General features: G+C 38.5%; 17 protein-coding genes. 10 read left to right on the top strand and 7 right to left on the bottom strand.

The window, feature by feature from the left end:
* Window positions 1-11 precede the first annotated feature (11 nt).
* Entirely contained in the window at window positions 12-458 is a 447-nt protein-coding gene (locus FZF08_RS10740; RefSeq protein ID WP_159468640.1) for a DMT family transporter, read from the top strand.
* On the opposite strand, the gene FZF08_RS10745 is transcribed toward FZF08_RS10740, so the two are convergent.
* Both FZF08_RS10745 and FZF08_RS10750 read right to left on the bottom strand, forming a co-directional pair.
* On the bottom strand, window positions 455-976 hold the full coding sequence (locus tag FZF08_RS10745) for a DUF6265 family protein (RefSeq protein ID WP_159468641.1): 522 nt from the start codon (window positions 974-976) through the stop codon (window positions 455-457). The genes FZF08_RS10740 and FZF08_RS10745 overlap by 4 nt on opposite strands.
* Window positions 977-1,128: 152 nt before the next feature.
* The gene (locus FZF08_RS10750) at window positions 1,129-3,021 is read right to left on the bottom strand and encodes an amidophosphoribosyltransferase (protein WP_159468642.1); all 1,893 of its coding nucleotides are present in this window, start codon (window positions 3,019-3,021) and stop codon (window positions 1,129-1,131) included.
* 405 nt (window positions 3,022-3,426) lie between these two features.
* Here FZF08_RS10750 and recO point away from each other — a divergent pair, with 405 nt between their 5' ends.
* Window positions 3,427-4,122, top strand: a complete 696-nt coding sequence (gene recO, locus FZF08_RS10755; protein ID WP_159468643.1) for a DNA repair protein RecO — start codon at window positions 3,427-3,429, stop codon at window positions 4,120-4,122.
* Between the two features lie 84 nt (window positions 4,123-4,206).
* Entirely contained in the window at window positions 4,207-4,893 is a 687-nt protein-coding gene (locus FZF08_RS10760) for a hypothetical protein (protein ID WP_159468644.1), read from the top strand.
* Between the two features lie 61 nt (window positions 4,894-4,954).
* On the opposite strand, the gene FZF08_RS10765 is transcribed toward FZF08_RS10760, so the two are convergent.
* Both FZF08_RS10765 and FZF08_RS10770 read right to left on the bottom strand, forming a co-directional pair.
* The gene (locus FZF08_RS10765) at window positions 4,955-5,395 is read right to left on the bottom strand and encodes a DUF3299 domain-containing protein (RefSeq protein WP_159468645.1); all 441 of its coding nucleotides are present in this window, start codon (window positions 5,393-5,395) and stop codon (window positions 4,955-4,957) included.
* Entirely contained in the window at window positions 5,392-5,805 is a 414-nt protein-coding gene (locus FZF08_RS10770; protein ID WP_159468646.1) for a hypothetical protein, read from the bottom strand. The genes FZF08_RS10765 and FZF08_RS10770 overlap by 4 nt, the downstream gene beginning before the upstream one ends.
* A gap of 91 nt (window positions 5,806-5,896) precedes the next feature.
* Between FZF08_RS10770 and FZF08_RS10775 the strand changes: the two genes are divergently transcribed.
* Window positions 5,897-7,105, top strand: a complete 1,209-nt coding sequence (locus tag FZF08_RS10775; protein WP_159468647.1) for a GTP-binding protein — start codon at window positions 5,897-5,899, stop codon at window positions 7,103-7,105.
* Window positions 7,106-7,452: 347 nt separating this feature from the next.
* Here FZF08_RS10775 and lptB read toward each other — a convergent pair whose 3' ends face one another.
* On the bottom strand, window positions 7,453-8,184 hold the full coding sequence (gene lptB, locus FZF08_RS10780; RefSeq protein WP_159468648.1) for an LPS export ABC transporter ATP-binding protein: 732 nt from the start codon (window positions 8,182-8,184) through the stop codon (window positions 7,453-7,455).
* Between the two features lie 33 nt (window positions 8,185-8,217).
* Complete coding sequence (recJ, locus tag FZF08_RS10785; RefSeq protein WP_159468649.1) at window positions 8,218-9,930, bottom strand: single-stranded-DNA-specific exonuclease RecJ; 1,713 nt, start codon at window positions 9,928-9,930, stop codon at window positions 8,218-8,220.
* 140 nt (window positions 9,931-10,070) lie between these two features.
* On the opposite strand from recJ, the gene ruvX reads away from it, so the two are divergent.
* From ruvX to FZF08_RS10800, 3 genes are read left to right on the top strand one after another with little or no spacing between them, the layout of a single operon-like run.
* Window positions 10,071-10,484, top strand: a complete 414-nt coding sequence (gene ruvX, locus FZF08_RS10790) for a Holliday junction resolvase RuvX (RefSeq protein ID WP_159468650.1) — start codon at window positions 10,071-10,073, stop codon at window positions 10,482-10,484.
* 46 nt (window positions 10,485-10,530) lie between these two features.
* Complete coding sequence (def, locus tag FZF08_RS10795; protein WP_159468651.1) at window positions 10,531-11,121, top strand: peptide deformylase; 591 nt, start codon at window positions 10,531-10,533, stop codon at window positions 11,119-11,121.
* 24 nt (window positions 11,122-11,145) lie between these two features.
* The gene (locus FZF08_RS10800) at window positions 11,146-11,937 is read left to right on the top strand and encodes an amidohydrolase (RefSeq protein WP_159468652.1); all 792 of its coding nucleotides are present in this window, start codon (window positions 11,146-11,148) and stop codon (window positions 11,935-11,937) included.
* Window position 11,938: 1 nt separating this feature from the next.
* On the opposite strand, the gene gatC is transcribed toward FZF08_RS10800, so the two are convergent.
* On the bottom strand, window positions 11,939-12,226 hold the full coding sequence (gene gatC / locus FZF08_RS10805) for an Asp-tRNA(Asn)/Glu-tRNA(Gln) amidotransferase subunit GatC (protein ID WP_159468653.1): 288 nt from the start codon (window positions 12,224-12,226) through the stop codon (window positions 11,939-11,941).
* Between the two features lie 611 nt (window positions 12,227-12,837).
* Here gatC and FZF08_RS10810 point away from each other — a divergent pair.
* The 3 genes from FZF08_RS10810 to FZF08_RS10820 all read left to right on the top strand — a co-directional run bounded on the left by FZF08_RS10810 (window position 12,838) and on the right by FZF08_RS10820 (window position 14,950).
* Window positions 12,838-13,680 carry a MotA/TolQ/ExbB proton channel family protein gene (locus tag FZF08_RS10810; protein ID WP_159468654.1) on the top strand — a complete coding sequence of 281 codons (843 nt, stop codon included), beginning with the start codon at window positions 12,838-12,840 and terminating at the stop codon, window positions 13,678-13,680.
* 64 nt (window positions 13,681-13,744) lie between these two features.
* Window positions 13,745-14,359 (top strand): biopolymer transporter ExbD, encoded by a 615-nt coding sequence (locus FZF08_RS10815; RefSeq protein ID WP_159468655.1) that lies wholly within the window; start codon window positions 13,745-13,747, stop codon window positions 14,357-14,359.
* Between the two features lie 27 nt (window positions 14,360-14,386).
* Window positions 14,387-14,950, top strand: a complete 564-nt coding sequence (locus FZF08_RS10820; RefSeq protein ID WP_159468656.1) for a biopolymer transporter ExbD — start codon at window positions 14,387-14,389, stop codon at window positions 14,948-14,950.
* The last annotated feature ends 11 nt before the right edge of the window (window positions 14,951-14,961 follow it).

Here is a 14,961-nt window from a genome sequence, read left to right on the forward strand (position 1 = left end):
CTCCCAAATTTATGAATTGGTTTTTTCTGGCGCTGGCCTTTATGATCGGAATGGCCAATACGTTACAATCCGGCGTGAATGCGCAACTTCGTGTGGCTTTGGGAAATCCCTTAATGGCTGCAATTACATCATTCAGTTTTGGCCTTTTTGTTTTACTAGTAGCCTTTCCCTTTTTTAATCAAAACCCGATACCAACCTTAGCTACTTTCCGTGAAGTTAGTTTGTGGAAATTTGCGGGTGGATTTCTTGGCGCATTTTATGTTGTAACAGTTATTTTTATTGTCAAAGATATCGGTCCGGCCAACTTAATCTGTTTGGTAATAGCCGGACAAATGTTAGCCGCAATGGTCATCGACCACTACGGCTTACAAGGTTTTGCTGTACACCCAATCAGTTTTGCTCGAATTTGCGGCGGATTGTTATTAATCGCAGGCGTGTATCTGATCCTGAAAAATTAAGGAATTCGGTTGAAAACGAACAGATCCATAAATTCCCACTTATTATTTTCAAGTTTTCCTCTTCTGATCACCAATTGATTTTGCGTTCTTCTTTCGTAAATAATCCGAACAGTAATATCGTCTTTTTCAAAAAGAGCCTGATTTTTCTGCGCTTCAATAAAGTTATAGGTATCAGAAATCTCTTTTTCTTCCAATGAAATCATACCCGGTTTGAAGTGCTTAACATGCGCCACGGGCCCTTTCTCGGTTTGTTCAAAAGCGAACAATTCATAAAGTGTAGCTTTCCCGTCTTTCACCATTCGGATAAATCCAACGATATTATCACCTTCCGGTGCGGTCCAGGATGCTTCAATCGTTCCGCCATTGTAATTGCCTTTCCAGCGGCCATCCAGAAAATTAATGTCCTTCAGGCTTCCGGTCGTTGTAGCTACTTGTGCGCTGGCCGACAAAGCTGTCAGCATGATAACAAATAGAAAAGATAGAATTTTACTAAAATTGAATTTTTTGAGATGAGTCATATGGATTTAGGTTTTTATTAAAATGCCAAATTAGAGGTTATTTTTCAATATTACTGAATTCCGTCAACGTACTGACGGAATTAACGTTTTTAACAAAAAAATAACCGCCCAAACTGCGGACGGTTATCAAAATATAATAAGAAACTCTTCTATTAGTAAGCTCTTTCCAGCTTGCCTTCGTGCGAATTTGCAAATGCTTTGTTTACTACTTTATTTCCCCCTGGTGTTGGATAATTTCCTGTGAAATACCAGTCCCCAATATGGTTAGGACAAGCTTTGTGAAGGTTATCAACCGTTTGGAAAATCACAGAAAGTTCAGCATTCAGATCTTTTGGGCGAATAATTTCAGCAACTGAGTTTGAAATTTCTTCATCTGTGAAAGGCTCATAAAGTGCTTTTACATAGTTCGTATGGAATGAATTTTTCGTAGCGATCGATGCAACAGCTTGTGTGTAAACATCTTCACGTAAATAATCCATGTCACGATCTTCAAGCAACTTCAACACCGCTCTGAAAGCAACAAAATCTTTCATTTTTGACATATCAATACCATAACAGTCAGGGAAACGAATTTGCGGAGCAGAAGAAACCACAACGATTTTCTTAGGCTGCAATCTGTCAAGCATCGTTAAAATGCTTTTTTCCAGCGTAGTACCACGAACGATTGAATCGTCAATAATGACTACGGTATCAACACCTTTACGAACAACTTCAAATGTTGTATCATAAACACTTGAAACCATATCATCGCGAAGCGCATCTGCGGTTATAAAAGTTCTGGATTTTACATCCTTCGTTACAAGTTTTTCGATACGCGGACGGAATGAAAGTACTTTTTCCAGATCAGCTTCGAAAAGAATTCCATCCATAATGGCTTGTTTCCTTTTCTTCGCCAGATATTCTTCCAAACCTTCAATCATTCCCAAAAATGCGGTTTCAGCAGTATTGGGGATGTAAGAGAATATCGTATTTTCAAGATCGTAATTGATCTCTTTCAGTATTTGTGGGATCAGTAATTTACCAAGCTGCTTGCGCTCGTAATAAATATCCGGATCGGTACCTCTTGAAAAATAGATACGTTCGAAACTGCATGAACGTTTTTCCAGACGAGGCAAAATCGGGAATTCATTATATTCTCCGTTTTTGTCAATAATAAGCGCAGAACCCGGTGTAATTTCCTGAATCTGAGAATATTCAACATTAAACGCAGCTTTAATCGCTTGTTTTTCAGAAGCTACTACAACCACTTCATCATCAGCATAATAAAAAGCTGGACGAATTCCGGCTGGATCACGAATTACAAAAGAAGCTCCGTAACCAGTTAAGCCACACATGGCATATCCGCCATCAAAATCACGGCAGGACCTGTAAAGAAGCCTTTGTAAGTCAATATTTTCTTCAATGACATCCGATAAAGTCGGATTTTCATAAATTCCTTTGAACCGATCGAAGACGCGCTGATTTTCTTCATCAAGAAAATGTCCAATTTTTTCCATGACCGTGACGGTATCAACTTTCTCTTTTGGATGCTGGCCTAAGGATACCAGTTTTCCAAAAAGTTCATCAACGTTTGTCATGTTAAAATTTCCTGCCATAACCAGATTCCGGCTTCTCCAGTTACTTTGACGTAACATAGGATGACAGTTCTCTACTTCATTGGTACCATGCGTACCATAACGCAAATGTCCCAACCAAACTTCTCCGGTAAATGCCAGATTTTCCTGTAACCATTTGGCATCGGTAATACGTTCCTTATTATTCTTCAGTCCTTTCCGGAATTTCTTGTGAATTTTCGAAAAAATATCGGTAAGTGGCTGAGGCTCTACGGATCTGTAACGGCTGATATAGCGCTTTCCAGGTGGTACATCGATTTTGATGTTGGCAACTCCGGCTCCATCTTGTCCCCGGTTAACCTGTTTTTCCATCATTACTGAAAGCTTGTGCACGGCATATAGCGGCGTGTCGTACTTATCAATATAGTATTGAAATGGTTTTCTTAGACGGATAAGTGCTATTCCGCACTCATGCTTTATGGCGTCGCTCATGAGAAGAATAATGAGTTAGAAATATGAACATGTGCTGGCTGCAAATGTTATTCCTTTTTAATAATTTGTTAACGAACGAAAATCGCCGTTAGTTCGTAAACCCGGAATAAAGGTACAAATCCTTTCTCTTAAAAAACTTCTAATGGAAGTGATTTTTTATTGTTGAGACGATAATACAACTGCAGAAGTACCCGACAATCAACAGATGGCTACAATAAGCTGTGTATATGAAAATTTTAACATCATTTATTCCTATATTAAAGGTGTAAACAAGAAATTGCATCAGGGAAAAAGTTTTTAAATTTTTTTAATTAATTTCTTAATACTAAGATAACATTCATCCAAACCTAGGATTTATTCTGGTTTAGCGCGGATTTTTGTTATGGAAAAGCATAAAACTTAAGCATGTTATATAAAACCAGAGGGATTGCCTTGAATTATATCCGTTATCGGGAATCCTCCATTATTGCGAAGGTTTACACGGAAGCATTTGGTATTCAAAGTTACATCGTAAATGGTGTTCGGAGCAGTAAATCCAAGAATAACAGGATCGCTCTTTTTCAGCCGCTTACTTTATTGGATATGGTTGTTTATCATAAAAGTAAAGAAGCAACGATTCACCGTATTTCGGAATTAAAATGTTATGCCCCATTTCAAAGTCTGCCTTATGATGTTTTCAAATCAAGCCTTGCTTTGTTTGTAACTGAAATTTTGGGAAAAACATTGAGGGAAGAGGAGCCCAATGAGCCTTTATTTCAATTTATTGAAGATTCAGTTTTGTATCTGGATGAAGCAGAAGATGGATTTGAAAATTTTCATATTCAGTTTTTGCTGCAATATGCCTCTTATCTGGGATTCGGCGTGGAAACGATTGATGATCTTGAAAGTGAATTAAAGCAAAATCATTTCCCGCAAATTGCAGATGCCAAAGAATTAAGTGCCACTGAATATCTACTTCAGAATCCATATGGAACAGCGGTTTCTCTTGACCGTACCAGGCGGGTCGATATTCTGGAAAAACTGATTTTCTTTTATAAAATTCATATGGATTCTCTTGGTGAAATCCGTTCTCTGGATGTATTAAGGGAAGTCTTAAAATAATCAGACATGATTTAAAACAGAGAATTGAAACCACATTGGCATACTTTTGATACTCTTTGAAGATAAACGTAAACTAAACATCGAATGAAACAGTTTCTTATTATTACATTATTATTATGCGGTACGATAGCATTGGCACAGACGCCAAAAGGTGCGTGGAAATCGCAAGAGCCAACGGGTAGTACTTCAACATTAATCGTGACAGATAACTATATGATTATTGCTTCATATAGTGTGTTAAATAAATCATACGAAAGAACAGAGGGCGGGCCTTTCACAATTCAGGGCGACCAGATGACTTACACGCCGGAATTTAACCCGTCCGATACCGCCAAAGTGGGTATTCCCATTGTTTATACGGTTACCATGAAAGATGGAATTCTGACTTTGAAATATGATGAAGCGATGGTTTGGATGAAAATAGACGACGGCGGTAATTCAGCTTTTACCGGAGCGTGGAAAGTTTCTGATAAGGAAGGTGATTTGAAATCGCAGTTAACAGGAACCCGTAAAGCTGTTAAATTAGTATCAGGAACGCGATATCAATGGATCGTTTTTGACACGGTTGAAAAAACATTTTATAAAACCGGAGGCGGAACTTATACTTTCAAAAATGGAAAATATACTGAACGCATTGAATTTTTATCAAGCGATAATAACAGGGTAGGAACGACTCAGGTTTTTGATTCGAAACTCGACAACGGCGTTTGGGATTATAAAGGAACAAACACTGCCGGAAAGCCCATTCATGAAATTTGGGAGAAAATGTAATCAGGTTTTCAAAATAACAAAAAAGGTCTTTCCAGTCTTTATGATTTGGAAAGACCTTTTTTTAATTTACAACCTCCACATTTTTCAGGATATAATTTAGATGTTCAATATCCGACGGATTAAGTTGTAATGTACCTTTTACCGTTCTTTGCTCATCGGTTTTAAAGCGTTGTCTTTTATTTTTAAACTGCAATTCCATAATTGATTCCGGACCGGCGCCGCCGCAAAAAAAGCAGGCGGCCATAGGTTGTGCCGAAACAACGTAGATATTTTCGTTTTCGTCGACTGGAATAATGTAACCTTTGATCTGAATTTCTTTCCCCTGCAATGCCTTTACACTTTGTCCGAAAGACGGATACAAAAAATACATACTAACTTCTTTATTCAACTTTCTCGTAAACTGGACATCAGACAAATTCTTCCAGGTTACCGGCAGCGGATTCATCGGCTCAGATAAAGCGAGTCCTGAAATCAGCATAAACAGAATGGCTGTTGTCTTCATTTAAATTGATTATTAATTTCTTTCTGTAATTCTTCAATCGCCTGTTTTGAATTTTTTTGATATTCGAGCATGGATTCGTCTGTCATTTGAATTTCTGCTTTGTGCTCATGATGTTCGCCTTTTTCATGATGATGTTCATGTTCAAAACCGGGTACTTCAATAATTCCCTCTTCCCATAATTCCAGAATAGTAATCAAACTATCAAGTTTTGTAATTGCGGACACGTCCTTATTATTAATCGCATTTTGCTTCTTTTCTATCAATTCCGTTTCGATATTTTCATGAATGCGCATGCATTCAAGATGCATTTCATTGGCTTGAATCAGCTCCGGGCTTTTATTTTTTGACTTTTTACAAGCGCTTAGGATAAAAATTAAAAGTGTAACCAGTAAGATTTTTCCGATTTGCATGGATGAGATTTTATTATTTGCAACATTGTTGCAAATATATATATTCTATTTTTATATTTGCAACAACGATGCAAATATAAAATGGCGAAATATGAAAAATAATAAACTTCCGGTCACCGTTCTGAGTGGGTTTCTGGGTGCAGGGAAAACTACATTACTCAATCATATCCTTCATAATAAGGAAGGATTAAAAGTTGCTGTAATTGTCAATGATATGAGCGAAGTAAACATTGATGCACAATTGGTCAAAAATGAAAACATACTGAGCCGGACGGAAGAAAGGCTGGTCGAAATGTCAAATGGCTGTATTTGCTGTACGCTTCGGGAAGATTTGATGATTGAAGTTGAAAAACTGGCGAAAGAAAACCGTTTCGATTACTTATTGATTGAAAGTACTGGGATTTCAGAACCCGTGCCGATCGCCCAGACATTTAGTTTTGTAGATGATGAAAACGGAATTGACTTATCAAAATGGGCAGAAATTGATTGCATGGTGACTGTTGTAGATGCATTCAATTTTTCGAAAGATTTTGGCTCGCTGGACACGATCATCAGCAGGGATTTAAATGATGATCAATCCGACACCAGAACGATTGTAAATCTTTTGACCGATCAAATTGAGTTTGCGGATGTGATCATTCTCAATAAATCTGATCTTGTTTCGTCCGCTCATCTGGCCGAATTGAAAGCAGTTCTGAATGCATTAAATCCGTCAGCGCGACTGATTGAAAGTTCCTTTTCAAAAGTGGATGCAAAGGAAATCCTGAATACCGGATTATTTAATTATGATGAAGCGTCACAATCAGCAGGTTGGATTCAGGAGCTGAATAAACTGGAAAACGGAACGCATATACCGGAAACGGAAGAATATGGAATAAACTCTTTTGTTTTTCGGGACAAGCGGCCTTTTCATCCGGAACGTTTCTGGCATTATCTTTCTCAAAACTGGCCTGCCGGGATTATTCGCAGTAAAGGATTATTCTGGATTGCTTCCCGGCCAAACGATGCACTGAACTGGAGCCAGGCGGGCGGATCGCTGCGTGCAGAAGGTGCCGGTGTCTGGTGGGCGAGTATGACACTTAGTCAAAGAATTCGTTATCAGTCTTATATGGACAATCGTGAATCGATCGAATCACGTTGGGGGCGTTTTGGTGACCGCTCGAACGAGTTGGTTATCATCGGACAGGATCTTGAAAAGGATCTTATTCTGAATGAATTGGAGTTTTGTTTGTGTACCGATAAGGAAATTATTCAGATGGAAAAAGGGGAGAAATTTCGTGATCCGTTTCCTGTTTTGTAATTATTGATTCACCATGCCTCGCGTGATCTATTTAGATTTGTTCAAAATAATTTAAAAAATCTTTTGAATGATTCTAAATAGATACTACATTTGTTTCATCAATAACGGAGATGAAATGAACGCATTGATTTCGAATGAACCAACAACACTTGTGGAGCCAGTTAATTTCTGGTCAAAATCGCTGATTCTAAACGATTCATGTGTTTTTAAGGATTGTTGCAAAAACTATAAAAAGAAAGGGAAATACTGTAAAAAGTGTCCTAAAAAATAATACAGTTCATGGTGAATAATTATAAGAGGGGGAGTGCCCAGAGCGTTCCCTTTTCTATGCTTGAGACATTTGGAAATTAAACTTTTCGTTTTAATTCAAAATTTTGTCCCAAATAAACTCTTCTTACCTGCTCATCTTCCGCAAGTTCTTCTGCACTTCCCTGTTTCAGAATTTTTCCTTCAAATAAAAGATAAGCTCTGTCGGTGATTGAAAGTGTTTCATTCACATTGTGATCGGTTATCAAAATACCAATATTCTTGGTTTTCAATTTGGCAACTATGCTTTGAATATCTTCCACCGCAATCGGATCTACACCGGCGAAGGGCTCATCCAATAGAATAAATTTAGGATCCACGGCAAGTGACCTTGCAATTTCAGTCCGGCGGCGTTCTCCTCCCGACAGTACCATTCCTTTACTTTTGCGTACGTGCTGCAAGTGAAATTCTTCCAGTAATTCTTCCACTTTCGCTTTTTGGTCGCTTTTGGAAAGATTTGTCATTTCCAAAACAGCAAGAATATTTTCTTCAACCGTTAACGAACGAAATACGGATGCTTCTTGCGCCAAATACCCAAGACCAAGACGTGCACGTTTGTACATGGGAAGGTCTGTAATGTCCTTATCATCAAGAAAAACTTTACCGCTGTTTGGTTTTACCAGACCAACGGCCATATAAAAGGAAGTCGTTTTCCCTGCTCCATTCGGTCCAAGTAACCCGACAATCTCACCCTGTTCAACCTGGTAGCTCACATTGTTATTCACAAGACGGGCACCGTATTTTTTTACCAGATTTTCGGTTCTTAATATCATTGTTCGATTTTAGTAATTCAAAAACGCAACTGCCTAATTAAATTTAATATCCTTAAGAAACAATTGTAACGTTTTTTTGTCCCGAAAGTTATTTTCTTCCAGATTGTAACAAATAGAAAAAGTTCTGCCTTTGATCAGATCCTGATAAAATTGCGACATACCGAAACCAATGGCTGTAAAAATCGGGGAGCCGTTTTGTTTGACATCAAATTTAATATGCTTTTCTTTCATGATCGTTGGCTGGCCTGCCAGTGAAACTTCTTTGCTTTCAAAAATCGGCGTCATATTTCCCGGGCCAAAAGGTCCCATCTGCCTTAGAATATTATAGAATTTGGCAGTAACAGCACTTAATTCCAGTTCCAGATCAATATTGATCATAGGAATTAATTGATCCGGTAATATTCTGCTGCTTACAATCTGATCAAATTTGGCACGAAAAGCTTCGATGTTTTCAATCGGCATCGTCAAACCTGCTGCAAAAGTGTGCCCACCGAATTGTTCTAACAGCTCAGCACATTCTTCAATCGCTTCATAAACATCAAAACCAGGTACCGAACGGGCAGAGCCAGCGGCTTTTCCATGTGATTCTGTCAAAATAATAGTGGGGCGATGGTATTTTTCAATACACCGGCTCGCCACAATTCCGATCACACCTTTGTGCCAGCTTTCCTTATATAGTACCGTGCTTCTTGCTTCGGTAAACCAGTTATCACTTTCAATCATTGCCAGAGCCTCCTCGGTAATGCTACTGTCGAAAGTCCGGCGGTCGCTATTATGCTGATTGATCTCATAAGCGAAATCAACTGCTTCCTGTTCTTCTTCACAAAGCAAAAGACGAACAGCCTCTTTCGCATGTTTTATTCTCCCGGCCGCATTAATTCTTGGGCCCAAACCGAATACCACATTGGTAATATCCAGCACACCTTTTATTCCGGCAATATCAATCAGCGCTTTCATACCTACACGCGGTGAAGCATTCAGGCGTTGAAGTCCGTAATAAGCCAAAATCCTGTTTTCCCCGGTAATTGGTACAATATCCGCAGCGATACTAACAACCAGTAAATCAAGATATTCAAACAAAGATTCCTGCGGAATATCATGGTGAATACAAAAAGCCTGTAACAATTTAAACCCGACGCCACAGCCGGTCAGTTCTTTATAAGGATATAGACAGTCTTCTCTTTTTGGATCCAAAACGGCAACAGCCGGAGGAAGTTCATCGCCGGGACGATGGTGATCGCAGATAATAAAATCGATTCCTCTTTTATTAGCCTCGGTAACTTTATCAACGGATTTGATACCACAATCCAGCGTGACAATTAAATTAAAACCATTTTCCTGAGCGAAATCGATACTTTGCCAGGAAACGCCATAACCTTCATTGTAACGGTCCGGAATGTAATAATCCAGATTGTCGTATATTTTTCTTAAAAAACCGTAAAACATTGTGACAGAAGTTGTTCCGTCTACATCATAATCTCCGTAAACCAGGATTTTTTCTCCATTAGAAATCGCTTTGGACAATCGTTCAACCGCGATATCCATATCCTGCATCAGGTATGGATCATGTAAATGTGTAAGATCAGGGCGGAAAAAATTGCGGGATTGTTCAAAATCTTTAACACCGCGCTGTACCAAAAGTGTTGCCAAAAATGGGTTCACTTTTAAAGCCTCAGCCAGTTCACGTGCAACTTCAAGTTGATCAGAGGGTAATTCAGGTATTTGTATCCAACGCTTGTCAATCATATTTACAAAGATAATGGGATTCTGTGATGCATGTATCAAAATCTATTATCACGTACCGAATCAGGGAAAGCTAAGTGAAAGGTCTTATCTTTGCAAAATTATTTTAGTCGAAGTTTGACTATTCACTTATTGATTAAAAAATGCCTCGTCTTTTGTCTATTGATTATGGTGCGAAACGTACCGGAATTGCGGTAACAGATCCTTTGCAAATTATAGCAACGGCGCTGGATACGGTAAGAACACATGACTTACTGGATTTTTTGAAAAAATACGCTCAAAGTGAAGTTATCGAAGCATTTGTTATCGGAATGCCTCGCAAACTGGATAATACAGAAAGTGAAAACGCTGCAAGGGTGCATGGTTTTATCAAAGTGTTGAAAAAAAATTTCCCTGATATTCCGGTTCATACGCATGACGAGCGATTCACGTCCTCCATGGCCTTGCAATCTATGATTGCTGGCGGTTCCAGTAAAAGTGAAAGAAGAGAAAAAGGGAATATTGATAAGATCAGCGCTACCATTATTTTGCAATCCTTTATGGAAAGTCGCAGATAGTCAGTTTATTAAAGAATAATTATTTAAAAATCTCATATTTAATCAGATGATTTACCCAATTGTAGCTTACGGCGACCCTATATTAAGAAAGTTAACCCGCTTTATTGAAAAAGATGAAATGGATCTTAAAAAGCTTTCGGCAGATATGTTCGAAACGATGTATTCTGCTAACGGTGTAGGTTTGGCTGCGCCTCAGGTGGGATTAAATATCCGTGTTTTTGTTGCTGATGGAACACCATTTAGTGAAAAGGATGAGGATGACGACGACGAGGATGAAGTTGATTTGAGCCTTGTGGGTTTCAAAAAAACATTTATCAATCCCGAAATTCTGGAAGAAGATGGAGAAGAGTGGGCATTTGAAGAAGGATGTTTGAGTATTCCTGGAATTCGCGGTGATGTTTACAGACCCGAAAGATTGGTAATTCGTTACAGAGATACGGATTGGAACGAGTTTACCGAGGAATATACGGGAATGGCGGCAAGAATTATCCAGCATGAATATGATCATTTGCTTGGAAAACTTTTCGTTGATTATCTTCCAACATTGAAAAAACAATTGATCAAAAAGAAATTGACTGATATTTCCAAAGGAAAAACGGACGCCGATTACCGTATGCGTTTTCCTGGCCGCAGATAATTTTTTCATTTCTAAGCTTTTGATATGGCCCTTCCTGTGGTTGACGAACTTACCGTTTGTCTTATTCAAACAGATATATATTGGGAAGATGTAACAGCAAATCTTTCTTCTCTCGAAGAAAAGATTGCTGCTATTGATCATCCTGTTGATGTTATCGTTTTACCTGAAATGTTTAATTCAGGCTTTACGATGAACACTAAAATAGCTGAGCATATGAATATGACTACTACCAAATGGATGAAGCATATTTCGGTTCAGACCAATGCTCTAATCATTGGAAGTTTTGCTGTAAAAGAGGGAGGGGATTTTTTTAACAGATTGATGTGCGTCCGCCCGGACGGATCATTTGTTCATAGTGACAAACGCCATCTTTTCCGGATGGGGGAGGAGCATGATACTTACACGCCTGGAAATGCACGTTTAATCGTTGAATGGAAAGGGTGGAATATCTTTCCGTTAGTATGTTATGATTTAAGATTTCCGGTCTGGAGCCGAAATTCCTCACAAAATCCTTACGATCTGCTTATCTACATTGCTAGCTGGCCGAAGCGCCGTGCACATGCGTGGAATACCTTATTACAAGCACGAGCCATTGAAAATCTCAGCTACGTAGTCGGAATAAACAGAATAGGGCAGGACGGGAATGCAATCGATTATCAGGGAGATTCCGTAGCACTGGATTTTCTGGGTGAGCCGCTTTTTGCTATGGGGGATAAGGAGTCTGAAAAGGTTATCAAGCTTTCCAGGCCAGCCTTACAAAAATATAAAGATTCATTTCCTGCCTATCTCGACGCGGATCCATTCGATATAAGGTAACCTATTCGATCACTTTGGGTACCTTTATATAGGTGTCATCTTTACTCGGTGCATTTGCCAGAGCGTCTTGTCTCGATAAGCTATTATTTCCTTTATCTTCACGCCAGTTGTTGACTTCTTCCATAATATGGGTAAGTGGCTCAACATTTTCCGTATCAATTTCGTTTAGTTGTTCCATCCATGTCAAAACATTATCCATACTGGTAAGTAGAGCGGCCTCTTCTTCTGGTTTTACATGAAGTTTTGCAAGACCGGCAATTTTTTTCAGAGACTCGTGATCAATTTTCATAGTATTAAGAATTTGTTATGTTCGCAATTCCTGGCGAATTGGGTCACAAAAATACCACATTTTTGCGAACTCAAACGGAAGATCGTTTTTTTAAGCAAAATGGTGGTAAGAAAACAGATTCCTATACTTAAAAATAATCCGACTTTGTGTCAATGATAATTTCGGGACAACAGATTCTTAAAAATATTATAATATTAACTAAGTAGAAGACGAATAATATTTGCTTTTGAACCCAAATGAGAAAATAATTTAAAATGCTTTTGCCAATTTAAAAAAAGATGTTACTAGGATTTGAGGCGTATAGTGCAATTTTATGGAAGCTGTAAATTTGCCTATATATCATTCTTAATCAATGAAAAAAAGGCATTAAAACGGCAAAGTTTTGTAAACTGTAATCTTTAAATTATACAATTGAATGACCTTTGGTAAAAATATAGAATAAAAAAACCAGACAAAAGCTTGCTTTTTTTTAAAAGGAAAACTCATACTTTTGTAGGGACTTAAAATCGTAACACCGCAATCAAAATTTTATTTTACAAAAACACGGTTTAACCAAAACTTTTATTTAATTAACAACCAAAATCTCAATTTAACCTTTAAAAGTAAGTCTGATGGAAAAGAAAGCAACGACTCCGGCACCAGCACCAAAGCCTGCAACAGCAGCACCAAAAGGCTCAGGTGGTTTGAATCCGGCATTGGTAATCCCCCTACTATTTGTTATTGCCCTTGTTGTGTACATGTTTGTTTTAGGATCTCCTGATCACTTTATCGACGGAGATTTGGAAAAAGGGCCAAAACCAGGTGATTATTTCGGTATTGTTCACGAAGGTGGACCTATCGTACCTTTGTTAATGACTTGTTTTCTTATTGTACTTGTTTTCACAATTGAACGTATCATTACAATTGGAAAAGCAAACGGTACTGGAAGCATTGATTCTTTCGTTCGTAAAGTGAAATCTCTTCTTGATAAAAACCAAGTTGACGAAGCAATCAAAGAATGTGACAAACAAAAAGGTTCAGTTGGTAATGTAATCAAAGCAGGTCTTATTAAATACAAGCAACTTGCTCTTGATAACGGACTTGACAAAGAACAAAAACTTGCAGCTTTGCAAAAAGAAGTTGATGAAGCAACTACGCTTGAACTTCCTATGTTACAGAAAAACCTTACAATCATTGCAACTCTAGCTGGTGCTTCTACACTTATCGCCCTTCTTGGAACGGTACTTGGTATGATCAAGGCGTTCGCGGCTCTTGGTGCATCTGGTGGTGCTTCTGATTCTAGTGCTCTTGCGGCAGGTATCTCTGAGGCCCTTATCAACACAGCGATTGGTATCGGTACTTCTGCGATTGCAACTGTTTCTTATGCTTATTTGAACAGTCGTGTTGATGACCTTACTTACAGTATTGACGAAATCGGTTTGAGCATTCAGCAAAATTTTGCAGCTCACTATTAATTATTATATACTATTGATATATAATAATCGTTAATATTAAAAAAACTTATATATTTGTAAAGTTATGGCAATAGTTAAGCCCAAGAAACATCCGCCTCACATGGACATGACGCCCATGGTGGATCTGGCGTTCTTGCTACTGACATTCTTTATTATGACGGCGACGTTCAAAACCAATGACGCGGAGGTTACTACTCCAAGTTCGGTATCGACGATTAAAGTGCCGGATGATAAAATTATGATCATTAGTATTGACAAAGATGGTAAAGTTTTCTTTGGTGTGGATGCTCAGTCAACTAGGATTTCTATGTTGGACAACATCGCTCAGTCAAAAGGAATTACTTTTACAGATTTGGAAAAAAAGAAGTTCTCGCTTCAGTCGAGCTTTGGTGTTCCTCTTAATCAGTTGAAGGCTTTCTTGAACACACCGGACGCACAAATGGCACAGATCAAACAACCAGGTATTCCAGTGGATTCCACAGGGACAAGTCAGTTGGCTGATTGGGTGTATGCTGCGAGAAAAGCGGATCCTGGATTGAGAATCGCTTTGAAAGGAGATAATCTTGCTAAATTCCCTGTTTTCAAGGATGTGCTAGGAAATCTTCAGTCGCAGAATATTAACCGTTTCAATCTGATTACCGCTAGCGAACAAGCGCCTGCCGGTTTTAAGATGGATTAAGTATTTCACTTGAAATAAAAGACTAATATGTCAGCAATAGTAGAAACCGGTGGTGGTGGTAAAGGCGACGGTAAAGTTCGCGGCAAGAAATTGAACACCAATGTTGATATGACCCCGATGGTGGATTTGGGTTTCTTGCTTATTACGTTCTTTATGCTTGCAACAACAATGTCTAAACCTACGTCTATGACATTGAACGTGCCAGACAAAACAGAGGTAAAAGAAACAGAACCATTAAAGGCATCAAAAGTTTTGACTCTTTTTATGGGTAAAAATGATGATGTTTATTATTTGGACGGTATCGCAGCAGATGATCCAAAAGCAGAAGAATCAATGAAAACCACTCGTTTCGGTCCCGATTTGAGAAGTGTTATTTTTGAATCTGCTAAACGTATCAACGCAGCTTATCCAAAAGATGATAAGGGATATGGTGCCTTCGTTTGCGTAATAAAGCCTACGGTCGTATCTACTTATAAAAATATGGTTGATGTGCTGGATGAAATGGCCATTACCAAGTCTAAAAAGTATGCACTTGTAGACGAACTTACGGATTCGGAAAAGAAGTTACTTGGAGACAAAGTAAAACCTTGATTTTTCGGGGT

Origin of the sequence: Dyadobacter sp. 3J3, assembly GCF_009801115.1 — a bacterium.
Taxonomy (GTDB): domain Bacteria; phylum Bacteroidota; class Bacteroidia; order Cytophagales; family Spirosomataceae; genus Dyadobacter.